The sequence below is a fragment of the Pedobacter nyackensis genome, from assembly GCF_900176505.1.
In the GTDB taxonomy this organism is placed as follows: Bacteria; Bacteroidota; Bacteroidia; order Sphingobacteriales; family Sphingobacteriaceae; genus Pedobacter; species Pedobacter nyackensis.
In genome coordinates, this window is the sequence record NZ_FWYB01000002.1 from 878729 (window position 1) to 902695 (window position 23967).

The 23967-nt window shown below is 41.6% G+C and carries 17 protein-coding genes and 2 tRNA genes; 14 read left to right on the forward strand and 5 right to left on the reverse strand.

All coding sequences use genetic code 11. The features are described 5' to 3' along the window. The first annotated feature begins 165 nt into the window (after positions 1-165). From B9A18_RS08085 to B9A18_RS08095, 3 genes are read left to right on the forward strand one after another with little or no spacing between them, the layout of a single operon-like run. Positions 166-1872, forward strand: a complete 1707-nt coding sequence (locus tag B9A18_RS08085; protein WP_084288724.1) for a glycoside hydrolase family 3 protein — start codon at positions 166-168, stop codon at positions 1870-1872. 9 nt (positions 1873-1881) lie between these two features. Beyond that, on the forward strand, positions 1882-2535 hold the full coding sequence (locus B9A18_RS08090) for a TatD family hydrolase (RefSeq protein ID WP_084288725.1): 654 nt from the start codon (positions 1882-1884) through the stop codon (positions 2533-2535). Position 2536: 1 nt separating this feature from the next. Next, positions 2537-3316, forward strand: coding sequence for a tRNA threonylcarbamoyladenosine dehydratase (locus B9A18_RS08095; protein WP_084288726.1), 780 nt, complete (start codon positions 2537-2539; stop codon positions 3314-3316). Between the two features lie 11 nt (positions 3317-3327). Here B9A18_RS08095 and B9A18_RS08100 read toward each other — a convergent pair whose 3' ends face one another. Continuing rightward, positions 3328-3837 (reverse strand): thioredoxin family protein, encoded by a 510-nt coding sequence (locus B9A18_RS08100; protein ID WP_084288727.1) that lies wholly within the window; start codon positions 3835-3837, stop codon positions 3328-3330. Between the two features lie 126 nt (positions 3838-3963). Here B9A18_RS08100 and B9A18_RS08105 point away from each other — a divergent pair, with 126 nt between their 5' ends. The 4 genes from B9A18_RS08105 (at position 3964) to B9A18_RS08120 (ending at position 13749) form a co-directional block, all read left to right on the forward strand. Then, entirely contained in the window at positions 3964-7191 is a 3228-nt protein-coding gene (locus tag B9A18_RS08105; RefSeq protein ID WP_084288728.1) for a UvrD-helicase domain-containing protein, read from the forward strand. Positions 7192-7213: 22 nt separating this feature from the next. Beyond that, positions 7214-10111 carry a PD-(D/E)XK nuclease family protein gene (locus B9A18_RS08110; RefSeq protein ID WP_084288729.1) on the forward strand — a complete coding sequence of 966 codons (2898 nt, stop codon included), beginning with the start codon at positions 7214-7216 and terminating at the stop codon, positions 10109-10111. Positions 10112-10298: 187 nt separating this feature from the next. Next, positions 10299-11285 carry a pyruvate dehydrogenase complex E1 component subunit beta gene (locus tag B9A18_RS08115; protein WP_084288730.1) on the forward strand — a complete coding sequence of 329 codons (987 nt, stop codon included), beginning with the start codon at positions 10299-10301 and terminating at the stop codon, positions 11283-11285. 151 nt (positions 11286-11436) lie between these two features. Then, positions 11437-13749, forward strand: coding sequence for a Tex family protein (locus B9A18_RS08120; RefSeq protein WP_084288731.1), 2313 nt, complete (start codon positions 11437-11439; stop codon positions 13747-13749). 397 nt (positions 13750-14146) lie between these two features. Here B9A18_RS08120 and B9A18_RS08125 read toward each other — a convergent pair whose 3' ends face one another. Both B9A18_RS08125 and B9A18_RS08130 read right to left on the reverse strand, forming a co-directional pair. After that, complete coding sequence (locus tag B9A18_RS08125) at positions 14147-14989, reverse strand: isoaspartyl peptidase/L-asparaginase (RefSeq protein WP_084288732.1); 843 nt, start codon at positions 14987-14989, stop codon at positions 14147-14149. Between the two features lie 3 nt (positions 14990-14992). Then, positions 14993-15868 (reverse strand): cyanophycinase, encoded by an 876-nt coding sequence (locus B9A18_RS08130; RefSeq protein ID WP_084288733.1) that lies wholly within the window; start codon positions 15866-15868, stop codon positions 14993-14995. A 271-nt stretch (positions 15869-16139) separates the two neighbouring features. On the opposite strand from B9A18_RS08130, the gene cphA reads away from it, so the two are divergent. Beyond that, complete coding sequence (gene cphA, locus B9A18_RS08135) at positions 16140-18755, forward strand: cyanophycin synthetase (protein WP_084288734.1); 2616 nt, start codon at positions 16140-16142, stop codon at positions 18753-18755. Positions 18756-18776: 21 nt separating this feature from the next. On the opposite strand, the gene B9A18_RS08140 is transcribed toward cphA, so the two are convergent. Continuing rightward, positions 18777-19250 carry an Lrp/AsnC ligand binding domain-containing protein gene (locus B9A18_RS08140; protein WP_084288735.1) on the reverse strand — a complete coding sequence of 158 codons (474 nt, stop codon included), beginning with the start codon at positions 19248-19250 and terminating at the stop codon, positions 18777-18779. 152 nt (positions 19251-19402) lie between these two features. Here B9A18_RS08140 and B9A18_RS25150 point away from each other — a divergent pair. Further along, a tRNA-Asp gene (locus B9A18_RS25150) sits at positions 19403-19510 on the forward strand. Positions 19511-19584: 74 nt separating this feature from the next. Beyond that, positions 19585-19729: transfer RNA gene (locus tag B9A18_RS25155), tRNA-Asp, on the forward strand. A 72-nt stretch (positions 19730-19801) separates the two neighbouring features. On the opposite strand, the gene B9A18_RS08145 is transcribed toward B9A18_RS25155, so the two are convergent. Further along, a complete protein-coding gene (locus tag B9A18_RS08145) occupies positions 19802-20239 on the reverse strand; it encodes an SRPBCC family protein (RefSeq protein WP_084288736.1) in 438 nt (145 codons plus the stop codon). A gap of 247 nt (positions 20240-20486) precedes the next feature. On the opposite strand from B9A18_RS08145, the gene B9A18_RS08150 reads away from it, so the two are divergent. The 4 genes from B9A18_RS08150 to trpC all read left to right on the forward strand — a co-directional run bounded on the left by B9A18_RS08150 (position 20487) and on the right by trpC (position 23952). After that, on the forward strand, positions 20487-20915 hold the full coding sequence (locus tag B9A18_RS08150; protein ID WP_084288737.1) for a cytochrome B: 429 nt from the start codon (positions 20487-20489) through the stop codon (positions 20913-20915). A 247-nt stretch (positions 20916-21162) separates the two neighbouring features. Continuing rightward, a complete protein-coding gene (locus B9A18_RS08155) occupies positions 21163-22569 on the forward strand; it encodes an anthranilate synthase component I family protein (RefSeq protein WP_084288738.1) in 1407 nt (468 codons plus the stop codon). A 4-nt stretch (positions 22570-22573) separates the two neighbouring features. After that, a complete protein-coding gene (locus B9A18_RS08160; RefSeq protein WP_084288739.1) occupies positions 22574-23158 on the forward strand; it encodes an anthranilate synthase component II in 585 nt (194 codons plus the stop codon). 2 nt (positions 23159-23160) lie between these two features. Beyond that, positions 23161-23952, forward strand: a complete 792-nt coding sequence (trpC, locus tag B9A18_RS08165) for an indole-3-glycerol phosphate synthase TrpC (RefSeq protein WP_084288740.1) — start codon at positions 23161-23163, stop codon at positions 23950-23952. Positions 23953-23967 lie beyond the last annotated feature (15 nt).

The following is a 23967-nucleotide window of genomic DNA, read 5'->3' on the forward strand; positions in this document are numbered from 1 at the left end:
TTGATGTTAAGCGTATGGATTGTCCAATTGTATCAAATTTGATACAATTGGACAATCCATACTAACAGGAGGGGAATCTGGCTGTGCCAATTATCTGCGGGATTCCTTTTAAATCCATTAAATGGATTTTTGCTTAACTTTGACGTTTAACCAATTGTTATACAAATGAATGTAAAGCGTTTTTTTATAGTCAGTTTACTTTTATCAGCAACTTTATTTAGTGCTCAGGCACAGCAGAAAACCTATTTGCAAACATTGGCAGAGCCAAATGCATGGGTAGATTCAGTCTTTAAACGTTTAAGTAAACGTCAGAAAATTGCGCAATTGTTTTTTGTAAGAGCACACACCAATTTTGGTAAGACCTTCGAAGATTCGATAGGAAAAGTAATCAGAAAAGAGCGTGTTGGTGGTTTGGTGTTTTTCCAGGGCGGGCCAGGCCGACAAGCCATATTAACCAATCAGTACCAGTCGTTAGCCCGTGTACCCTTATTGATTACCTCTGACGGGGAATGGGGACTTGGAATGCGTTTGGATAGCACGATTTCTTATCCTTATCAAATGGCATTAGGAGCAGTTCAAAATAAGGATCTCCTTTATAAAATGGGGCTTGAAGTGGCAAAGGATTACCGACGGATTGGGATGCATATGAACCTGGCTCCAGATGTGGATGTAAATAACAATCCTAAAAACCCGGTCATCAATTTCCGCTCTTTTGGCGAAAATAAGTACAATGTAGCAACTAAAGCTGCTGCTTATATGAAAGGTATGCAGGATGGTGGACTATTGGTGAGTATTAAACACTTCCCCGGCCATGGCGATACGGACGTAGATTCGCATTATGATTTGCCGCAGTTAAAATTCACAAAGGAACGTTTGGATAGTTTAGAACTTTATCCTTTCAGAGAATTGATTAAAGACGGTGCAGCAGGAGTAATGATTGCACACATGAATATTCCATCCTTGGATAACACCCCAAATATGCCGTCTACTTTATCAAAACCTATAGTTACGGGTTTGTTGAAAGAGCAACTTGGCTTTAAAGGTATCGTGATTTCGGATGCTATGGGTATGAACGGCGTGGTGAAGAATTTTAAAAATGGGGAGGCGGATGTCATGGGCGTCATAGCCGGTAACGATATTATAGAATTATCAGAGAATAGCGCCAGGGCAATAAAGTTGGTGCGTAAGGCTGTTCGCCAGGGAAGACTTAGCATGGATCAGGTTAATGAAAGTGTGCGGAAAATCCTTACGGCTAAATATTGGGCAGGTTTAAATGTTAAAGCTCCGATTGATGAAAATAATGTTCTTGGAGGGGTGAACCGACCGGAAAGTCAGGCTTTGTTACAGCAACTATCCGAAGCTTCTATGACTTTATTAAGAGGCAAGGAGAACATCCAGCAGCTGAGTGCAGAGAAGCGGACGGTAATCATCAGTATAGGTACACCAGAGGTGACTACCTTTCAGCGCGAACTGGGCGCTTATTATAAAAACGCGGTTTTCTATACCCTTGATAAGAATGCCAGCGCTAATGCAATTGCAAAGGTGTTAAGAGATCTGAAAGCATTCGATCAGCTTATTATAGGTATTCATGACACTCGCTCACGTCCAGGTAATGGAATGGTTTTAAGTGCTGATCTGAAACAGTTCATCAAGGATATGTCTTTAAGTAATGCCGTTTTTGCCTTATTTGCTAATCCTTATAATCTGGCTTCATTGCCGGGTCTGGAGCAAAGTAAAGGCCTGGTAGTGGCCTATCAGAAAGAGGCCTTTATGCAGAAGGCAGCTGCGGCTGTAATTAAGAAGCAAGTGATTGCTACAGGGAAACTACCAGTTACGGTAAACAGTTTCTTTAAATACGGTGAAGGATATTAATAGGACGTTTTGCAGTTTTTAGATATTCATACACACCAGGAAGGAACAGACCCGGAAGTCAGGAGTATTTTAAGTCTTTCGCTTACCGGCATGCAAACCGCATTGCCGGAGGATAGGGATATTTCTGTAGGTCTGCACCCATGGTTTGCAACAATGGATCATCTGGAAGCAGATTATATAAGGCTTGTTGAGGCCGCAAAAAAGACTCAGGTAAAATTGATTGGAGAATGTGGACTGGATCGCCTGAAAGGGGAAAGCCTGGAAAATCAGCTGATTGTTTTGAAAAAACAGCTGACGCTGGCGGTCGACATTCATAAACCGGTGATTTTGCATTGTGTGCGCTGCTTTGATGAGTTGATCGCGCTAAAAAAAGAAATAAAACCCACTGTGCCGCTTATCATTCATGGGTATAATAAAAACGAACAACTGGGGCGTCAACTGCTTTTTAATGGGTTTTATCTTTCATTTGGTAAAGCTATTCTGAATGCAGAGTCCGGTGCTGCAATCCTGCTTAAGGAGGCAGAGGTTTTCTTCCTTGAGACCGATGATGCTCATTGTGATATCAGGGAAATCTATCAGGCGGCAGCAAATTTAAAAAAATGTACCATTGAGGAGGTGAAAGCGCTTATTTTTGCCAGTTGGGAAAAGATAAAGCTTATTTAATATGTCAGATTTAAACTGGTTATCGCGCTCTGCACTATTAGTGGGGGATGAAGGGATTAATATTTTGCAGCAAAAGCACGTGCTGGTAGTGGGACTTGGTGGTGTCGGTTCTTTTGCAGCGGAGTTTATTTGCCGTTCCGGTGTGGGTGAGATGACCATTGTAGATGGCGATGTTGTTGACCCGAGTAATCGGAATCGGCAACTACCGGCTTTGTCTACCAATCACGGCCAAAGTAAGGCCGATATTATGCAGGAGCGCTTATTAGCGATCAATCCGGATCTTAAACTTCATGTTGTGAGGGACTTTTTAACCCCTCAGAAATGCAGGGAATTGATGGAGCAGCCTTTTGACTACGTGATGGATTGTATTGATAGTCTTACACCCAAGGTTATCTTATTGGCTAAAGCCCTGGAAAAAAATGTCCCAATTGTAAGTTCAATGGGTGCTGGAGGTAGGATGGATCCTACTCAGGTGAGGGTGACCTGGCTACCGGATACTTACCAATGTGTTTTTGCACAGTACGTACGAAAACGGTTAAAAAGACATGAAAATTATAACCAGATCAAAGCTGTATTTTCTACTGAGGAGACTTCGAAGGACGCGCTGCTGATGACGGATGGCAGTAATTTTAAACGGTCTGCCTATGGCACAATATCTTACCTGCCTGCAGCCTTTGGTGGCGTTTGCGCTTCAGTAGCTATCAGAGATATGTTAGGCCATACCATTACCATGGCCGAAAGACCTCCGAGAATAGCTGCAAAGAAGAAAAAGAAACCCTGATTTACAGGGCTCTATTTGTTGTTTTCCGGTTTAATGGCATCGGCTGTCCAGCCCTTTAAAAACTCCATTACCTTTTTAACACTATGACCTTTCCCTTCTTCCAGGTAGGCTGAGTTTTGGATGTGGATTACCTTTCCATTTCCGTCAAGGATAACAAATACAGGGAAACCAAAACGGCCAGGATAACCCAAACGGGCCATTGTTTCAGTATTTTTATTGTCCTGACTATAGTTCACCAATACGGTTTCGTAATTGTTGTTTAGGTAATCTTTCAGTTCAGGGGTAGCATCAACCATCTTGTGAAATAGAATACACCAGCTGCACCAGTTGCCTCCAACTTGTATAAACACATGCTTGCCGGCTTTTTTGGCTTTTGCAACGGCAGCATCGATATCCGCCTTTGCATTGGCTTTGGGATTGTAAATCGTTACAGGTTCCTTTTTTGCAGGTTGGTTGTTTTGTGCAACGGCCGATACAGATATGGCGATAAAAGCGAATAATACTAACGCAAGTTTTCTCATTTTTTTGAATTTATATACAATTTTAAGTATTTATCAGTTATGTATGGTAATGTATTTTCAGGATAAGCATTGACCCCGATGATTATTTTGTCTGCCGATATTATAAAATATTAATAGCTTTACCTAATGCCTCAACAGCCTTTAAAAATATTACAAGCCTCTGCCGGATCGGGCAAAACATTCAGTTTAACAGCACATTATTTAACACTGTTGGTGTCGGGTGAAACGAAGTATAGGGAGATTCTTGCTGTAACTTTTACCAATAAGGCGACTGAAGAGATGAAAAGCCGGATCATGGAAGTGTTGAAAGGCTTTGCTGAGGGCGACCCCTCGAAAAAAATTAACGATTACAGGACGCTGGTTTTAAAAGCACATCCCGATATGGATGCGGTTGCTTTAAAACTGAGATCTGATAAAATATACCGTAAGATTCTGCATGATTATGGTCGTTTCTCTGTAAGCACTATAGACGGTTTTGTGCAAAAGGTAATCAGAGGCTTTGCTTTTGAGCTTGGTCTTGATGCTGGTTATGGCCTGGAGATGAACTACGATAAGGTGAAGAATGAACTGGCCAATCGCCTGGATAAAGCCCTGGATAAAAATCCTGTTTTATTGCAATGGATTATCGACCTGGCCTTAGACCGCATCAACAATAACCTGAGTTGGAATTACCGTCGGGAGTTGATCGATCTGACGAACGAGATCTTTAAAGAACGTTATCAGCCCTTTGAAAACGCGATTAAGCAGTTGGGAGAGGTGTCTGATCTGGATACCCTTTTCAAGGATTACAATAAAGTTACCCGCCTGGGGATAGAAACTTTTGAAAATACCGTCAAGGAACTGGCAGAACAGGCGCAACAGATTTTTGAAGTGGAGGGAATTGATGTTTCCAGTTTAAAGGGGAAATCTCGTTCGCCATTACACAATCTTTCCAAAATAGTTGCCGGAGACTTAACCAAAATAAGCAGTTTGGATAAATTGATAGACCAGCCGGAAGAGTGGTTTCAAAAAGGACAGGAGAGCAGTTCCTATGGAGAATTAAATCCGCTCTTATCAAAATTATACCATACTTATCAGGAGGGCTTAGCCGGTTATTTGCTGGCTCAGGCATTCAATAAGAATTTATATTACCTGCGTTTAATGCAGGAAATGGCTGTTTTGCTGAAAGATTACAGAGATGAAAGTCCGAATTTGCTGATCAGCGATGCGCAAACGCTATTAAAAGGGATAACTGATGATGCGGATGATAATCCATCCTTCATTTGGGAGAAGATGGGCAACCGATACCGTAATTTCCTGTTTGATGAGTTTCAGGATACTTCGGCCAATCAATGGGATAGTTTCAAATCACTGCTTACCAACGCTATGGCCTCGCCTAGTGGAAAACTGATTGATCACCTGATTGTTGGCGATACGAAGCAATCGATTTACCGTTGGCGTAATGGCGACTGGAACATTCTACATCAGCAGGCAAAGCTGGATGTTAAGGTTGAAAATGTACTAGAGGATAGTTTGGAAGAGAATTACCGGAGCACGCTAAACATCATTCAGTTTAATAACTACTTATTTAAGCAGTTGCCGCAATTGATGCAGACCAACCTGAACGGGACCATTGCAGAGCAGGATGTAGCAGAAGTATTGAATTGGTGGCGGGGACGTGGCTTCGATCACATTGTAGCCGATGTTTATGCTGAAGCCGAACAGAAAACGACTCCGTTTACACTAGAGGGAGGAACGATCAACTTTAACGTGTTAAAGGAAGATCTGGAAGGGCATGCTTTGACAAAAACTACTTTCAGGGATTTGGCTTTAGCTAAAATGATGGAAGAGTTGGAGGTACTGATCAATGTGAGAAAATACAAGCTGAAAGATATTTGCGTATTGGTGCGTTCTAATTCGGAAGCTGTTGCTGCGGTAGAGGCCTTGATGAACCAGGGGATCGATGTGATTTCGGGTGAAGCATTATTGTTGAACAACAACAGCGCTGTAAAACTGATCATCAATACCTTGCAGGTGATGGCGGGGCTCTCAGAGAATACGGCTTTGTATAAAGCAAACTGCATCAGTTTGTATGCCGGATTGCAAGGAAAGCCTGTTGAGCCACACCATTATTTTTCGTTGAAATTTAAGAACCTTACGCAGATGGCCGATTTGCTGCCTGCAGGGCTATGTGAACATTGGCAGACCTGGATGCAGCAGCCTTTACCGGCTTTACTGGAAAAAATAATTGCGACTTATGGTCTTGGCGAAAGCAGGAATGCAGCCAACTTGCCTTACCTGTTTGCCTTACGCGACTTAATGGGCGGTTTTGCTTTGCATGGTGAGAAAGGTATTGCTGCTTTCTTATCTTTCTGGGAAGAAGAGGGTGCAAGAAAAACTTTGCCTTCTTCAGATAATACGGACGCGGTGCAGGTTATTACCATTCATAAATCCAAAGGTCTGGCCTTTAGGGCGGTGATGCTACCCTTCTGTAATTGGGATGTTAATGGAAAGCCCAATGGTATTTTCTGGGTTCCGGCAACAGGTACACCTTATCATCATTTGCATAGTATTCCATTGAAATATAACAAGGACCTGGGTCGTTCAAGTGTAGCTAAGCCCTATTTTGAGGAGCTGTTGTATAACAATATGGATGCTTTGAATATGCTTTATGTAGCTACAACGCGTTCAAAGGAATACCTCTATATCAGTACGATGGGGAAAAAGACGGATACGATTACGAATATCGGTGACTTGCTTTGTAAGGTTTTTGCTGAGCGGCTTTCTGAAGAGGGAAATTACCTGATAGCAGGAGAAGTGCCTGAACAGACTGAAAAAAGCAGAACGGTTCAAGAGATTGAAATGGAGCATTACCCCGTGTCTGACCGTTTGAGTCAGGTATTTGATGCCAACTTAAAGCGGAGGGAAATTGACCTGCTGACTGGCGAAAGTCCAGGTCGTACCGGAACCATATTGCATGAAGTGCTGGCTGCGGCAAGTAATGCTGATGCGGTGGAGTCTGTTTTACAGACGCTGTTGCTGGAGGGACTTTTTAAAGAAGAGGAGCTTCCGTTTTTAAAAGCGCAGGCCATTGCCGTTTTGCAGCATGAAGGCTTGCAGGAGATTTTGGGTCGAAGTGAGGAGAGTTTAAATGAACGCAGTATTATTGATACTAAAGGCAAGAGTTATCGCCCGGATAAGGTATTGATGAATGGGGATGAAGTAACGATCATTGATTATAAGTTTACCCAACAGGAAAGCGATAAGCATGATGAGCAGGTTAGTCACTATAAAGCGCTGTTGATGGCGATGGGTTATACGAATGTGAAAACCTATTTGTTTTATGCAGTAAGTGGAACGTTGAAATTGGTGTAACTGAAAAAGAAAAAATAAATAGATGAAGCCGTTTTTAAGAGAAGTAGCAGAGGGATTGGTTGCGCAGTTAGGAGGCGAGTTACAACATGCCGCCATCATTTTTAACAATAAGCGTCCTGTGGCTTATCTGCAGGATCACCTGGCAAGAATTATCAATAAGCCTTTCTGGAGTCCTTCTTTCTTTACTATACAGGAATTTTTTGCACTTTCTTGTGAACTAAAGGTGGCCGATGCCTTTACCCAGTTCTTTACGCTTTATCAAAAGTATAATGAACTGGCCATGCAAAGTGGCGAGAATAAGATAGAGCCGGCAAAATTTTATCCAATTGCCAGGATTATTTTAAGCGATTTCGCGCAAATAGACAACGATCTGGTGAATGCCGAAAAGCTGTTTGAACAGTTGGAAGACTTTGCCGAGATAGATTATCAGTTTGATTATCTGACCGAAGAACAGCAGGAGTTTTTAAAAGGTTTCTGGAGTTCTTATTCGGAAGGTAAGCATAAAAAACAGCAGGAGCAGTTTATACGAATGTGGCAGCGGATGCCTGATTTGTACCGGGGGTACCATGAAGCCTTAAAAGAGAAGGGGCTTACTACGATGGGGCATATCTACCGACAGCTGGCTGAAGGGAAGTCGGGGCAGCCTGACTTTACCAATTCTTTTAATAAATTGGTTTTTGTTGGATTTAATGCCTTGAGCAGGGCTGAAGCTGTGGTATTTAAGCGCTGGCAGGCGCAGGGGAAAACCTTGTTTTATTTTGATACAGATGCTTATTATATCAATGATCCACTACAGGAAGCGGGTTTGTTTTTAAGGAAAAACTTTGAAGTAAATGGCCTGCTGAATGCTTTGGGCGAGAGTAAGGAGCTGATCAGAGCAAATCCAAAGGTGGTAAACGTTTATAAGACCCAGGGGCAGGTTGCCCAGGCAAAAATATTGAGTACCGCACTGCAGCGTGATTATCCGATGTTGAATACTGAAGATAACGCAGGAAAGATTGCGCTTATTCTTGCAGATGAGAGTTTGTTGCTGCCCGTACTGCAAACCATTCCTACACATTATTACGATGGGGTTGAAAAACACCCGGTAGATATAAACGTAACCATGGGCTATCCATTGGTGGCCTCGTCCATTTTTGGTCTGGCAGATTTGTGGCTGAGCGTACAGGCGCAATTGATCCAGGGCGAAAAGGATACGGTATATTATAAGGAGGTTGAAGCCTTTTTGTCGCACCCACTAACGGGTATTACGGAGCAATTGAGAAGTAAGATTCAGCAAAAACTGCTGGCCGAGCAATTGGCTGAAGTGCCTTTGTCGAGGTTGCAGGGGCAAAAAGGGTTATTGGCGACCTTCTTTACAAGGGTCAAAAACAGTGAAGAGGCCACTAATACCCTGCAGGCTATTTTTAAGCATATCCTGGAACAGCAATTGGCGAATAAAACGCTGCGACAAACGGAGGCGGATTTATTTGTCGCAACTATAAAGGAATTGAATCGTTTGCATGATGCACTGAAGGCTTATATTCCAGGTTTAACCAGTGCAAAGGAATTGTCGTTCGTGCTGTCGCTTATTCAAAAGGCAGTGCAGGGAATTGCTGTTCCTTTAAGTGGAGAGCCATTACAGGGGATTCAGGTGATGGGACTGCTGGAAAGCAGGAGTCTTGATTTTGAGCAAGTGTATATTTTAGGCGTAAATGAAGGTTTATTGCCGCAAACAAGCGTTTCACCGAGTTTTATTCCCGATAGCATTCGCAGAGCCTATGGCTTGCCGGTTATTGAAAATCAGGATGCCATTTCGGCCTATATGTTCTATCGTTTGCTGCAACGATCGGCTAAAGTGAGTTTGGTATATAATGCGCAGGCGGATGATACGAATACAGGGGAGCCAACGCGTTTCTTAAGACAACTGGAATATGAAAGTGGATATACTTTCAATTACCTGGAGCATAAACAACGCATATCAACAGAGAAAAAGTTGCCGGTTACCATTCAAAAGGATGAAAAGGTAATGGCAGTTTTGAATAAATATTTAACAGGCGAAACGCCTTTATCGGCATCGGCCTTAACCTCCTATGTGAATTGTCCGCTGCAATTCTTCTATAAGTATGTTGCTAAAATAGAGGAGCCGAAGGAGATCTCCGAAAATCTGGAAGCCAATTATATCGGCTCTATGCTGCATTATGTGCTGGAGACTTTTTACGGGGATCTAATGGCTGAGGATACCGTTATCACTAAGCAAAGGATAGAAGAACACCGTAAAAGCGTGCCTGAATTGGCTGTGAAAGCTTTTTCGCAGGTCATGTTTGAAAATGAAAACCTGCAGGTGAGTCATAATGGGATGCAGAAGGTGGTGCTGGCCATTGTAGAGGAATATGCGAATCTGATTCTGGATTATGACGAGATCGAAGCGCCTTTTGAGGTTTTAGCTTTAGAGAAAAAGGATCGGGTTGAATTTAAGTTTAAGGTTAAAGGCCATGAAAAAAGCATCACGCTGCATGGGATTATAGATAGGATAGACCGTAAAAACGGGATTACACGAATAGTGGATTATAAAACGGGAAGCGACATCTTGAGATATAGCAACCTGAAGGATGTTTTTGATACGAATTCGAACAAGCAAAACAAGGCTTTGATTCAGACCTTGTTCTATACCTATGTTTTTGAAAGGGCAAATGCTGTTGAGGAGGTTGAGCCTAACCTATATAGCATCCGGAATATGCGTAAAGAAGGGACGTTTTTTATTGAAGGAAAAGAGAAGATAAAACTGAAAGGGGAGAAATTGGAAAACATAAAAACAGAATTTCTTGTTTTCCTGGAGGCCAAACTTGGAGAATTGTTTGATGAGGACATGCCTTTTGTCCCAACATCCAATGAAGCCGGTTTTGCTTATTCTCCATATTTAACACTGTGTGGAATGTAAAATGCCAAATTATTTTAGCCGATTTGCGGGTTACAAAGTGTAATTGAAACACCAGGTAATATTTATGTTTTTAGACATCCCTTTCTTCGTGTAAAGACTTTGTTTTCAAAGGCGTCGGAGATATGGATAAACTTGCATTTGAAAGCAATTTTATCTAAGTTTGCGCCAGTTAATATTTGAATATACAATGAGAGAGATTCAATTTAGAGAAGCTTTGCGTGAAGCCTTAAACGAGGAAATGCGTAAAAATGAAAACGTTTTCCTTATGGGCGAGGAAGTTGCGCAATACAATGGTGCTTATAAAGTAAGTCAGGGTATGCTTGACGAATTTGGCGAAAAGCGTGTAATCGATACACCTATTGCTGAGTTGGGCTTTGCCGGTATTGCTATAGGTGCTGCAATGAACGGATTGACTCCGATTGTAGAATTTATGACTTTTAACTTCTCTCTGGTTGCTATAGATCAGATCATTAATGGTGCAGCTAAAATGTTGTCTATGAGTGGTGGACAGTTTCCTGTTCCAATCGTATTCCGTGGTCCAACAGGTAACGCTGGTCAGTTAGGTGCGCAGCACTCTCAGAATTTTGAGAACTGGTATGCAAACTGTCCTGGTTTGAAAGTAGTAGTTCCTTCAACTCCTTATGAGGCTAAAGGGTTGCTTAAACAAGCGATCATCGATCCGGATCCGGTTATTTTCATGGAGTCGGAAGTAATGTACGGTGATAAAGGTGAAGTTCCTGAAGAGGAATATTACCTGCCAATTGGTAAAGCTAATATCGTTAAAGAAGGTACTGATGTAACTATCGTAACTTTTGGTAAAATGCTTACCCGTGTGGTAAATCCAGCAGTTGAAGAACTGACTAAAGAAGGAATTAATGTTGAGGTAATCGATTTACGTACTGTACGTCCTATCGATTATGCAACGATCATTGAGTCTGTTAAGAAAACCAACCGTTTGGTTGTTGTTGAAGAGGCTTGGCCATTGGCTTCAATTTCTTCTGAAATTGCATTTAATGTTCAAAGGAATGCATTTGATTATTTAGATGCTCCTGTTCTTCGTATTACTTGTGCAGATGTTCCATTGCCGTACGCACCTACACTTATTGCTGCTAGTTTACCTAATGCAGAAAGAGTAATAAAAGCTGTTAAAGAGGTAATGTACGTTAACAAATAGTAAAAAGGTCTCTTTATAGAGTCGAAAATCATATGAAATCCTGCCGGTAATACCGGCAGGATTTTTTTGTTAACGATATATTTATTTGAGATGTCAATTGTTAGGTTTATTTTTGACGGCAATTGTACGTTGGGAGATCAAATAAAAATAAATGAGCAATCATTCTAAAATCATTGCTGCTGAACTGGCAGTAACGGAAAAGCAGGTTATCGCTACTATTGAATTACTGGATGAGGGAGCGACTGTTCCTTTTATTTCGCGCTACAGGAAAGAAGCGACGGGAAGTTTGGACGAGGTGCAGGTAGCTGCCATCCGCGACAGGTTTCAACAGTTAAGAGAGCTTGATAAACGAAGAGAGGCTATTTTAAAGGCTTTAGCAGCCCTGGATAAGCTTACTCCGGAACTTGAAAAACAGATCAATGGGGCAACGAACATTGCCGCTATAGAAGATATCTATCTTCCATATAAACCTAAGCGCAAAACAAGAGCGTCAGAGGCCAGGAAAAAAGGATTGGAGCCATTGGCTTTGTTCATCATGGAACAAGGCAAGGTGGCGCCTGAAACTGAGGCTGGGAAGTTTTTAAATGACGAGCTGGGCGTAGGTTCTTTAGCCGATGCATTAGCCGGAGCGAGGGATATTATTGCCGAGTTGGTTAATGAAAATGCTGAAGCCAGAACGGCTATGCGGAATTATTTCCAGCAGAAAGCTGCTTTTAAATCTACTGTAGTTAAGGGTAAAGAAGAAGAAGGCATTAAGTATAAGGATTATTTTGACTGGGAGGAACCGCTTAAAACAGCGCCTTCTCACAGGGTATTGGCAATTCGTAGAGGTGAAAATGAAGGTGTTCTGAAGTTGGATGCTATGCCTGCAGAAGAAGGAGCTATTGATATTCTGGAACGTCAGTTTGTTAAAGGTAATAATGCTTGTGCTGATCAGGTTAAACTGGCGGTACAGGATAGTTATAAGCGCTTGCTGGGCCCTGCAATGGAAACGGAGATTCGTAACCTGTCTAAAGAGAAAGCAGACGAGGAAGCTATCCGTGTATTTGCAGAGAATGCACGTCAGTTGTTGCTTGCCGCGCCAATGGGACAAAAGAACGTATTGGCTATCGATCCGGGCTTCCGTACCGGATGTAAGGTGGTATGTCTGGATAAGCAAGGTAAATTATTAGAAAACACGACCATTTACCCGCATACAGGACAGGGAAATGTTAAAAAAGCGGCAGATAAGCTTATCGAGCTTTGTGCCAAATATGAAATTGAAGCCGTTGCCATCGGTAATGGTACCGCAGGCCGGGAAACAGAAGTGTTTGTACGTGGCTTGAATATTCCTGCTATTGTTGTAGTGATGGTAAGTGAGAATGGGGCTTCTATTTATTCTGCCTCAGAGGTGGCTCGTGAGGAGTTTCCTACTCAGGATATTACCGTTAGAGGTGCTGTTTCTATTGGCCGCAGGTTAATGGATCCATTGGCTGAGCTGGTAAAAATAGATCCTAAATCAATAGGGGTTGGGCAGTATCAGCATGATGTTGACCAAAATAAATTGCAGGCTTCCCTGGACGATACAGTGATGAGCTGTGTGAATAAGGTTGGCGTGGAGCTAAATACGGCTTCTAAGCAGGTGTTAGCCTATGTTTCGGGTTTGGGTCCGCAATTGGCTCAAAACATCGTGAGTTACCGCGATGAGCATGGTGCCTTCAAGAACAGAGAGAGCTTGAAAAAGGTTCCTCGTTTGGGAGATAAAGCATTTGAGCAGGCTGCGGGCTTCTTGAGAATCAGGAATGCAGAAGCGGCTTTAGATGCCAGTGGTGTACACCCTGAACGCTATGCTTTGGTGCATAAAATGGCAAGAGATTTAAACTGCAGCGTTAACCAGTTGGTTAAGGATGTGGAATTGCAGAAGCAAATTAAGCCTCAGCAATACGTAAGTGAGGATATTGGTTTGCCAACTTTAAATGATATTCTTGCTGAGCTGGCTAAACCGGGAAGAGACCCTCGTGAGCAGTTTGAGGTATTTAGCTTTACTGATGGAGTAAACGAAATTGCTGATTTAAGAGTAGGTATGAAGCTGCCGGGTATTGTAACCAATATTACCAATTTTGGCGCCTTTGTAGATATCGGCGTACACCAGGATGGTTTGGTGCATACCAGTCAGATGGCAGATAAGTACGTAGCTAATGCTAATGAGGTGGTAAAAGTGCACCAAAAGGTAGAGGTTACGGTTGTTGAGGTTGATGTAGCGCGTAAAAGGATCTCTTTATCTATGAAGAAGGAGTTTGGTGCAAAAGCTAAGCAGGATCAAAAGGGTGGTGGCGACAGGTCGAAAAAGCCTGCAGGTTCTGCCCGTCCGGATGCTAAAAAATCAGTTAAGCCACAGCAGAACCAAAAAGGAGGGCAAAAAGAAAAGCTTCCTGAAGGAGATTTACAATTGAAACTGGAAGCATTGAAAAATATGTTCAAGTAGTGGAAGAAAAAGGAAGAAAACAGCCATTCTCTTCAACGGCTGCATTGCTTCGCTGAAGAAGCGAAGAACGCTGAGGCCGTTTCTGAGAAGGCAATTTTCTTTTTCACAATAAAAAAGGGCAGGGGTTGAACTCCTGCCCTTTCGTTGTTTAAATGCTTTTGTGTTTAAATGTCTTTGTGTTTAATGCTCCATTTGTGAATGGATCCTTTATAGGTTTATGGAATTGCGTATAATTCCTTCTACCAGCCTCCTAGTACGAAAGGAGAAAGAATGGTGGATTAAAGGTCGATCATAGGACCTTTAAAGGATCCGGAGACCTTTGAGTAACCTTTAAGATGCCTGTTAAGGACCTAAAAGGGAAAAGCGGATCTTAGACAAAAATGGAGGGAATAAAAATTTACCCGAAAACTTTAAGTGTTTCGTCAATAGCGGCCCATACCATGTAAGGGTGAGAATCAGTATGGTATACTTCTCCGCTTGCGGTGATACCGATAACGCCGGCGAAGCCATCAAAAACTGATAGCTCCTGAAATGATTTATCACAAGCGGCCTTTAATGTGAAGCCATCCGTTACACGGGTAACAATTTTTGTTGCTAACCCGGCACTTACAATGTCTTCGCCAACACCTGTACAGGAAATGGCAGCGTGCTGGTTAGCGAAATTACCGGCTACAGTCGCTGAATCGCTAACGCGGCAGGGAATTTCAAAACCTTTACCGCCTGTTGAGGTTGCTGCCGCAAGGTTGCCATATTGGTCTAAGGCAACGCAGCCTACTGTCCCTTTGCGTAATGATTCGTCTCTTTTTGTTTCGTATTCCCGTTGGCGTTGAGGAGTAATGGGGTCGTACAAACCGAAACCGTTACTGCGGGCAAATGTTAATGCTCCTTCTCCACTTAGTACGCGGTCATCGTAAGCCAATAGTTTTTCTGATACCTGTATGGGGTGTTGCACGTTCTCAATATTGATTACACCGCTAAATTTCTGCGTTTTGCCGTCCATTAGAGAAGCGCTAAGCCTAACTTTACCATCACTTTGAATCTGTGATCCTAAGCCGGCATTGAATAGCTCATTGTCTTCCAGTAATCCCGTTGTAAAAACTACGGTTTCCAGGGCGGTATGTGTTTTGAGGTATGCATAGCCTTGCTGTACAATGTTGGACAAGGCGTCCTGTTTTGCTTTTTTAGTTTCCTGATTGGTTGAGGACTCGCTAAAAAAACCACCATGAATAATAATTTTCATTGGTTAGTCTATTGAAATTGATTTTGGATGGTGGATAGTGAGCTGATGCAGATTAAGGTCGTACACGTCGCCAGCAGACATGGAGTGTACTGTCATGTTGCTGATGGATACAGGTTGCCCCATTTCTACATCAGTTAGGTTGGTGTCGGTCATGTTTCTGCCGTCTACTAAGATGATTATTCCCGAGCCAATAGCCTCCATGGTGTTGCCATTCGAAATGTATAGACCTGTGTCTTCTCCCAGACCTATGCCTAATATACCCGGATTACTGGCTGCGGCATATAATAGCCTGCCTATTCTTCCTCTCTGAACAAAGTGGGTATCTACAATTACGCCATCAATAAAGCCTAATCCGCCTGTAATTTTAACTTCTCCTTTTAGTAGGGCATCTTTACTGCTACCCTGATAGATCATGTTTTTTGAACTGGCTGCAGCTCCGGCAGATGTTCCTGCAATCACAATCGCTTCGTTCTGGTATTTTTCGAGCAGGATGCGGTGAATTTGAGTACCTCCAAAGATGGAGGATAAGCGAAGCTGATCACCTCCGGTAAAAATGATCACGTCTGCCGCCATTACCCGGGCGCAGTTTTCTGCATCATTAGCTAGTTCGCGACTGGCAATGTTCAGTACACCTACATCATGAACATCAAGCTGAGCGAAAGCGTTGACATACTCTATGCCGACCTTTTCCGGTATTAGAGATGCCGTAGTAATGATCTCGAATCGAGAGGCTATATTTTTTGATGATTCAGTAGTAATTCTTCTTAAAATGCCTCTTTCAAAGAAGTTCATATTCAGGGGCAATCCAAACGTTGTTTCCGTAAAACTTCCCGTGTTTATTGCACCGCCTATAATTATTAATTTACCTTTTGGAGTCATTTTAATGGGTTAATAGCCTTTTTTTTTCAAAGATATGGTCATTACGCTTAACATCAGCATTTTTAAATTAATATTAACTGATGTTAAGCTTAACTTTTCCTTAATGTAGAAGGCATATTTTGGCTGAAAAAATAGATACCAACAATTTGGTCGGGAATAACATAAAATCAGAAAAATATGTATACTTTAATATCCCCATTTGACCGTATCAAGATACTTCTACACTATTCCTGTAATACGGTCACAATCAACACACAATAATATTTTTAGCATGAACATTTTAGGTATACAGGTGCTTCGCGGACCGAATATTTGGTCAATTAGAAGAAAGAAACTGATTCAGATGCGTCTGGATCTTGAAGAGATGGAGCAACGTCCAACAAATGTAATAGAAGGTTTTGGTGAGCGGATCGCTAAGTTGCTGCCCAGTTTATATACCCATCGTTGCTCTAAAGGAGTACCAGGGGGCTTTCTGGCTCGCATTGAAGAAGGTACCTGGATGGGCCACGTGATTGAGCACATTGCGCTTGAAATCCAGACGCTGGCTGGTATGGAAACTGGTTTTGGAAGGACCAGGCAAACCAAGACAGAAGGGATATATAATGTTGTATTTAGCTACATAGAGGAAAAGGCTGGGGCATACGCTGCGGAAGCGGCTGTTAGAATTGCTGAAGCACTGATCAATGATCAGGAGTACGACATGGAGGTTGATATACAGCGCATGCGTGAACTGAGGGAGATTGAGCGTTTTGGCCCAAGCACCGGTTCTATCGTAGATGAGGCTATTTCAAGGGATATTCCATGGATCAGGTTAAATAAAAGTTCGCTGGTACAGTTGGGCTATGGTAAAAATCAGGTTCGCTTTCGGGCAACAATGACCGAGCGGACTAATAGTATCGCAGTTGATATTGCTTGCAATAAAGATGAGACCAAAAGGATTTTGCAGGATTCTGCAATTCCTGTGGCCAAAGGCGTAACCATTTCGGATGTGGCTGATTTACCGGATGCGATAAAAAAGCTAGGTTATCCATTGGTGTTTAAACCGCTGGATGGTAATCATGGTAAAGGAGCCTCTATTAACGTACTAAACGATGAAGCAGCGATGGCGGCTTTTGAGTATGCAAAGAACTACTCGCGGAAAATCATCATTGAACGCTTCATTACGGGCTATGATTTTAGGGTTTTGGTCATTGATCATAAAATGGTGGCTGCTGCTCTGCGTGTTCCTGCTCATGTAAAAGGTAATGGACAGCAAACGATACAGGAACTGATTGATAAAGAGAATGAAGACCCAAGAAGGGGGTATGGGCATGAGAATGTATTAACAGAAATTGGTATAGACAGAGATACTTTGGATCTGCTGGAAAAGATGGGGTATACCCTGGAGAGTGTTCCGCAGAAGGGCGAAGTTGTTTATCTGAAATCTACGGCTAACCTGAGTACGGGTGGTACATCCATAGATGTAACAGATCTTGTGCATCCGCAGAATGTTTTTATCTGCGAACGCATTTCAAGAGTTATTGGTTTGGATATTTGCGGAATAGACATCATGGCTGAAAACCTTACCCAGCCTTTACCTGAGAATGGTGGCGTGGTACTGGAAGTAAATGCGGCACCGGGATTCAGGATGCACCTTGCCCCAAGTGAAGGCTTGCCAAGAAATGTTGCTGCTCCGGTAATTGATATGCTTTATCCTCCTGGGAAATCGGCAAGGATTCCTATTGTTGCTGTTACAGGCACCAATGGAAAAACGACTACAACAAGGCTGATCGCTCATATTGTGAAGAGTAATGGTACAAGAGTCGGTTTTACGACTTCTGACGGTATTTATGTGCAGAATACAATGCTGATGAAGGGTGATACAACCGGTCCTGTTAGTGCTGAGTTTATATTGCGGGATCCTACAGTGGAATTTGCTGTGCTGGAAACTGCCCGTGGGGGTATTTTAAGGGCTGGTTTGGGCTTTAATCACTGCGATATCGGTGTGGTAACGAATATACAGGAGGATCATCTGGGGATTTCAGATATTCATACGCTGGACGACCTGACCAGGGTGAAGGCGGTAATTATTGGTGCGGTTAAAAGAACAGGATGGGCTGTATTGAATGCAGACAATAAATACTGTGTAAAAATTGCGGGTAATGCCGATTGTAATGTGGCGTATTTTAGCATGGATGAAAATAATCCGGTTATTGCAGAGCACAGTAAAAAAGGAGGGATAGCTGCAGTTTATGAGAATGGTTACATAACGATTAAAAAGGGCGACTGGAAAATAAGGGTAGAAAAGGTAACGCATATTCCATTAACCTTTGGCGGTAGCGTAGATTTTATGATCCAGAATGTGTTGGCGGCTACATTGGCTACTTTTTTATGGGGATATAAGATTGAAGATATTCGCATGTCGCTCGAAACATTTATCCCATCAGCAGCCCAAACGCCTGGCAGGATGAATACTTTTAATTTTAAAGAATTTAAGATCCTGGTTGATTTTGCGCATAATTCCAATGGTTATAATGGCATTAAGGCCTATTTGAAATCTATTGAGGCAACTGAACATATTGGTGTAATTTCTGCAACTGGCGATAGAAGAGATGAAGATATTCGGGAAACCGGACGTATTTCTGCCCGGATGTTTGATAAGATCATCATTTGTCAGGAAAAATACCTTCGTGGACGAGTTCCGCAGGATCTGATAGATCTGTTGATGGAAGGGATTGCTGAGGTTAAGCCTGATTTGGAGGTGATGATTAACAACAGTGGTGATGATTGTTTGAAATACCTTATTGCTACCGCAAAGGCCGGCTCGTTTATTACGATTTTAAGCGGTACGATTGGCGATGCTGTAGAGAAGGTTTCTGAGTATCTGGATAAGGAACTTGGCGTCTAGTTTTAAAAAAGACAGATCGAGCTACAACTCAATCTGTCTTTTGATACTCTCTTCCAGTGAAATTAGCGTTTCTGTGCGCTGTATTCCCGGTACCGCTTGTATTTCCTCATTCAACACATGTCGAAGGTGACTCGTATCTCTACAAATGATTTTGGCGAACATACTATAGGCTCCTGTAGTGTAATGCAATTCAACAACCTCTTTGATTTTGCTTAACTGCTCTACAGCGTCCTTGTATTGAATTCCTTTTTCTAAATAAATACCTAAAAAGGCCGTAACGTCATAACCTGCTTTTTGCGGATCAATGATTAAATGGGAGCCCCTAATGATGCCCATTTCCTGTAGTTTTTTCATCCGAACATGTATGGTTCCACCAGAAACGATCAGATCTTTTGCAATTTCAGTATAAGGCTTCGTGGCGTCGTGCATCAATTGTTTTAAGATGTCGATATCCAGGTTATCAATTTCTAAATTTTGGCTTTCTTTTTTAAGCATGATTTTGATATTTGTCAACGATAATCAAATATAATTATTAATTTGGTAAAAATAAAATTAAATGATTAAAATATTTGTAACATAATGAGGTTGTTGTTACATTTGTATCAAGCAAGTAACAAAAAATAGTTCTTTAACATTTGCTTATACTCTGTAGGGTGGTGAAATTGGCAGACGCACCTCCTTGTCTCGGTGGTGGAGAAAATGGAAAACCCGTAAGGGCTAACTACTCCTTGAAGGTTCGACTCCTTCCCCTACAGCTATTAAGTAGTAAGATTAAAATCAACCTAAACCAAAATCTTACTACTTAATTAATTTTAGTACTTTTAAATAATGTTGGGTGGTGAAATTGGCAGACACACCTTCTTGTCTCGGTGGTGGGGATAAATGGATAAACGCAGTTTATGGGTTGACCACAAATTAATTTTTGAACTGTAGCTAACTACCCCTTGAAGGTTCGACTCCTTCCCCAACAGCCAGTTTTTTTATGAATAATAAGTTAGTTAAAAACGAGTAATCTTGGATGAGATTACTCTTTTTTTGTTTTTGGCCTATTGCTCGGCCAGTTCCTTTAATTTATTCAATGCTTTCGGCCACATGTTGGCCATCATCTCTTTGTATTCTTCAGTGATGTCCGACTCTATCAATAATTGGGTCGTGCCATTAGCATCTTTTAAGGTGTAATTCTCATGTGCTCCTGCCCAGGCTTTTACCTCATCACTATCGAGATCTTCAACGCCATCTTTAAGCATGCCTAAATGTTCGATTGACATAAATTCATTAGGTACACTTTCGGCAACTTTCGAAACCATGCCCTGGCCAGTCCCGTCAAGGAATAGGATTTTACTTCCTTTTTTCCAATCTGTCTCTGCGCTCGAATTTTCACTGAATGCAGATGTCCATTGCCGATAGGTTTTATCGTTCCAAAGTGTTTCCCATACCTTTTCTCTCGGCGCATCGATATCGATGTTGAATTGTAGTTTTTCCATGATATTAGAATTAATGTTATAGATGTAACAAATTTAAGATTGAATTGTGAGGAAGAGTGGGGGGATTACCGGCAATTTTGAAGGCAGTTCTCGCCAGCCAGGCCGAATTTATTTATAACTTGGGGTAATTTTAATCTTATTTAATACTGAACGGATTCTTTAATTTGTAATGATTTTAAATATCAATTAGTAATTGCCTTTTATACTAATCAAAAAGTAATTAGCTAAGTTTGAAAGAAAAAATTTTATGTATCAGATTTTAAAAAGCGCACATTCAGGTTGGCGTTACCTGGTTTTAATTTTATTGGTATTAGCAATTATTCAGGCGCTGTCTGGATGGCTCGGTAAAAAACCATACACAGAAGGAAACAGAAAAGTAAATCTTTTCACTTTAATATTTGTACACACTCAGATCTTGATCGGATTGGTGTTGTATTTCTTGAGTCCGCTTGTTGAAGCAGGCATCAGGTACTGGAAGATGGAGCACATTGGAATGATGATATTTGCAGCCATTTTGGTTACTGTGGGTAATGCACGGTCGAAAAAGGGTGATGATCCGGCGGCGAAACATAAGGCTGTAGCGCTTTATTTCGGACTTGCATTAATCGTTATTATAGCATCAATTATACAGATGACAATGGTCGATCCGACCCGTTCATTCTTTGGTATCTCATAAAAATTACAAAAATAATTTTGCTTTGTAAGTTTTATTTATATTTTTGTGATATATGATTAACAATATTCATACATGGCAATGGCGTAGTACTCCCCAAAAGAGTCTAGTCGTAGCTTTGTGTACCTTATAGTTTATCAACCTAAACCAAACCACATTGAAAAACCCGACGTAGACCACACGTCGGGTTTTTTGTTTTAAAATTTTTTTCCGCGTGTATTAAAAGATTTATTAGCATATACCAGTTAACATGAAGACTAACTACATCATCAACACAGCTTACAAGAAAAGATTGGCAGATACAACCACTCCGGTGAGTATCTATCTGCGGTTAAGGGATGTGTTTCCTAATACCATCTTGCTGGAAAGTTCCGACTATCATAGTCGCTCAAACTCAGTAAGTTATGTTTGTGCCGATCCGGTAGCAGGCATTTTATTACAGGATGGCGTATTGTCAACCTACTTCCCCGACGGCCAGAAAGAAGAGAAGAAAGATTTTGTATTGGCTGAAGAGATTGATGCTTTTAAAGCAGCTTTTAAACCAGGTGTAATAGAAGATACCAGATACATTTCGAGTGGTTTGTTCGGGTATTTTACCTGGAATGCAGTACAGCATTTTGAAGATATCAAGTTTAGTGCAGTTACACCAAAGGATCAGGAGATCCCGGTTATGCAATATCATATTTACAGGTACATTATTGCTATTGATCACTTTAAAAATGAGATCACGCTGTTTAAAAATACCTTCAATGGAGATGATAATGAGGATCTGGAAAAACTGGAGTACATTATTCAGAACAAGAATTTCCCTGAATATAGCTTTAAAATAGATGGTGAAGAGGAATCGAACCTGAGCAATGAGGGCTTTATGGAGATCGTAGAGAAAATGAAGAAACACATTTTGCGAGGCGATGTATTCCAGATTGTCCCTTCAAGAGCTTATAATCAAGGCTTTTTGGGTGATGAATTTAATGTTTACCGCTGCTTAAGGTCTATCAATCCATCGCCTTACCTGTTTTATTTTGATTACGGCAGCTTTAAGCTTTTTGGCTCTTCACCTGAAGCACAGATTACGATAAAAGATAATGTGGCTAATATTTTCCCGATTGCAGGTACTTTTAAGCGGACAGGGAATGATGAAGAGGATGCAGAGCTGGCAAAAAAGCTGGAGCAAGATCCTAAAGAAAGCGCTGAGCACGTGATGTTGGTGGATCTGGCCAGGAATGATCTGAGCAGACATTGTACCGGTGTTGAGGTGAAGTCGTTTAAAGAGGTGCAGTACTATTCTCATTTGATTCACCTGGTTTCGAAAGTTAGTGGTAACCTTCAGCCTGATGTATCGGCGTTTAAAGTTGTTGCAGATACGTATCCGGCGGGTACGCTAAGTGGAGCCCCTAAATACAGGGCAATGCAGCTGATTGATGAATACGAGGGCTTAGGTCGTAACTTTTACGCTGGTGCGATAGGTTATATGGGCTTTAATGACCAGTTTAATCATGCCATCATGATCAGGACCTTTATGAGTAAAAATAACCAGTTGCATTACAGGGCAGGGGCAGGCATTGTGGCCGATTCTGTTGCAGTAAATGAACTGAACGAAGTAAATAATAAGATTGCAGCCCTGCGCAAAGCAATACAAATGGCTACAGATATTTAAGAAAATGGACAAGAGCATACAAAAGAAAGTATTGGTTATTGATAACTACGATTCATTCACCTATAATTTAGTCCACCTGGTGAATGAATTGGGTAGGGATGTGGAAGTCTGGAGGAATGATAAGTTTGATCTGGCTGATGTAGATCAGTTTGATCAAATTATTTTATCACCTGGACCGGGGATCCCGGAGGAAGCAGGTTTATTGCTGGATGTAATAAAAACTTATGCGCCTACTAAAAGCATATTTGGTGTTTGCCTTGGGCAACAAGCCATTGCGCAGGCTTTTGGTGGAAGTTTGTTAAATTTAGGCAGGCCAATGCATGGTATTGCAACACCTATTACGGTAGTGGATAAGGAGGAATTGCTATTTCAGGGTTGTCCAACGATTATAAATGTAGGTCGTTACCACTCCTGGGTAGTGAACAACGAAGGCTTGCCTGATTGCTTAACGGTAACAGCAATCGATGCGGCTGCAGAGATTATGGCTTTAAGGCATAATGATTTTGATGTGCGTGGCGTTCAGTTTCACCCGGAAAGTGTGCTTACTGAGTATGGAAAAGAGATGATGAAAAACTGGTTAGAAAGCTAGATATGAATATTTTAGATAAAATTGTATTGCGTAAAAAGGAGGAAGTAGCATTGGCTAAACAGTCCGTTTCGGTGAAGCAACTGGAAGCCGGTCTGCATTTTAACCGTAATCCATACGTGTTTAAGGATTTTTTACTGGATGAAAAAAGGACTGGTATCATTGCCGAGTTTAAGCGTAGATCTCCTTCAAAGGGAGTGATTAACGACCAGGTAACAGTGGAAGATGTAACACGGGCTTACGTTGCGGCAGGTGCGTCAGCATTATCTGTGCTTACAGATGTAGATTTTTTTGGTGGGCATAACAATGATTTGCTGGCGGCAAGAGCAGTGAATGAAATTCCGGTTTTGAGAAAGGATTTTATGATTGATGAATATCAGATTCTTGAGGCAAAAGCCTTAGGTGCTGACATCATTTTGCTGATTGCTGCTATTTTGACACCTGCAGAGATCAAAAACTTCTCTTCATTGGCAAAGAGCCTTGGCTTAAATGTGTTGCTTGAAGTCCATAATCTGGAAGAATTGCAGCGTAGTATTTGTAAAGATTTGGATGCGATTGGCGTAAATAACCGTAATCTGGCCGATTTTACAGTAAATATTCAAACCTCTTTTGATCTGGTAAATCAGATACCTGATGAGTTTATGAAGATCTCGGAAAGTGCCATTAGTGCACCTCAAACCATTAATGAGCTAAGGGCTGCGGGCTTTAATGGCTTCTTGATTGGCGAGAATTTTATGAAAACACCTAATCCGGGGCAGGCAATGGAAGAGTTTTCAAAGCAATTGATCTCGGTATAACTTTTGTATCTTTGT

What these genes read in the sequence shown, in the direction of transcription:
- B9A18_RS08100 (WP_084288727.1), bottom strand. Translation starts at nt 3,837, where the DNA reads ATGAGAAAACTTGCGTTAGTATTATTCGCTTTTATCGCCATATCTGTA.
- B9A18_RS08110 (WP_084288729.1), top strand. Translation starts at nt 7,214, where the DNA reads ATGAAGCCGTTTTTAAGAGAAGTAGCAGAGGGATTGGTTGCGCAGTTA.
- B9A18_RS08140 (WP_084288735.1), bottom strand. Translation starts at nt 19,250, where the DNA reads ATGCTTAAAAAAGAAAGCCAAAATTTAGAAATTGATAACCTGGATATC.
- B9A18_RS08125 (WP_084288732.1), bottom strand. Translation starts at nt 14,989, where the DNA reads ATGAAAATTATTATTCATGGTGGTTTTTTTAGCGAGTCCTCAACCAAT.
- B9A18_RS08150 (WP_084288737.1), top strand. Translation starts at nt 20,487, where the DNA reads ATGTATCAGATTTTAAAAAGCGCACATTCAGGTTGGCGTTACCTGGTT.
- B9A18_RS08105 (WP_084288728.1), top strand. Translation starts at nt 3,964, where the DNA reads ATGCCTCAACAGCCTTTAAAAATATTACAAGCCTCTGCCGGATCGGGC.
- B9A18_RS08155 (WP_084288738.1), top strand. Translation starts at nt 21,163, where the DNA reads ATGAAGACTAACTACATCATCAACACAGCTTACAAGAAAAGATTGGCA.
- B9A18_RS08130 (WP_084288733.1), bottom strand. Translation starts at nt 15,868, where the DNA reads ATGACTCCAAAAGGTAAATTAATAATTATAGGCGGTGCAATAAACACG.
- B9A18_RS08085 (WP_084288724.1), top strand. Translation starts at nt 166, where the DNA reads ATGAATGTAAAGCGTTTTTTTATAGTCAGTTTACTTTTATCAGCAACT.
- B9A18_RS08145 (WP_084288736.1), bottom strand. Translation starts at nt 20,239, where the DNA reads ATGGAAAAACTACAATTCAACATCGATATCGATGCGCCGAGAGAAAAG.
- B9A18_RS08160 (WP_084288739.1), top strand. Translation starts at nt 22,574, where the DNA reads ATGGACAAGAGCATACAAAAGAAAGTATTGGTTATTGATAACTACGAT.
- B9A18_RS08115 (WP_084288730.1), top strand. Translation starts at nt 10,299, where the DNA reads ATGAGAGAGATTCAATTTAGAGAAGCTTTGCGTGAAGCCTTAAACGAG.
- B9A18_RS08095 (WP_084288726.1), top strand. Translation starts at nt 2,537, where the DNA reads ATGTCAGATTTAAACTGGTTATCGCGCTCTGCACTATTAGTGGGGGAT.
- B9A18_RS08120 (WP_084288731.1), top strand. Translation starts at nt 11,437, where the DNA reads ATGAGCAATCATTCTAAAATCATTGCTGCTGAACTGGCAGTAACGGAA.
- trpC (WP_084288740.1), top strand. Translation starts at nt 23,161, where the DNA reads ATGAATATTTTAGATAAAATTGTATTGCGTAAAAAGGAGGAAGTAGCA.
- cphA (WP_084288734.1), top strand. Translation starts at nt 16,140, where the DNA reads ATGAACATTTTAGGTATACAGGTGCTTCGCGGACCGAATATTTGGTCA.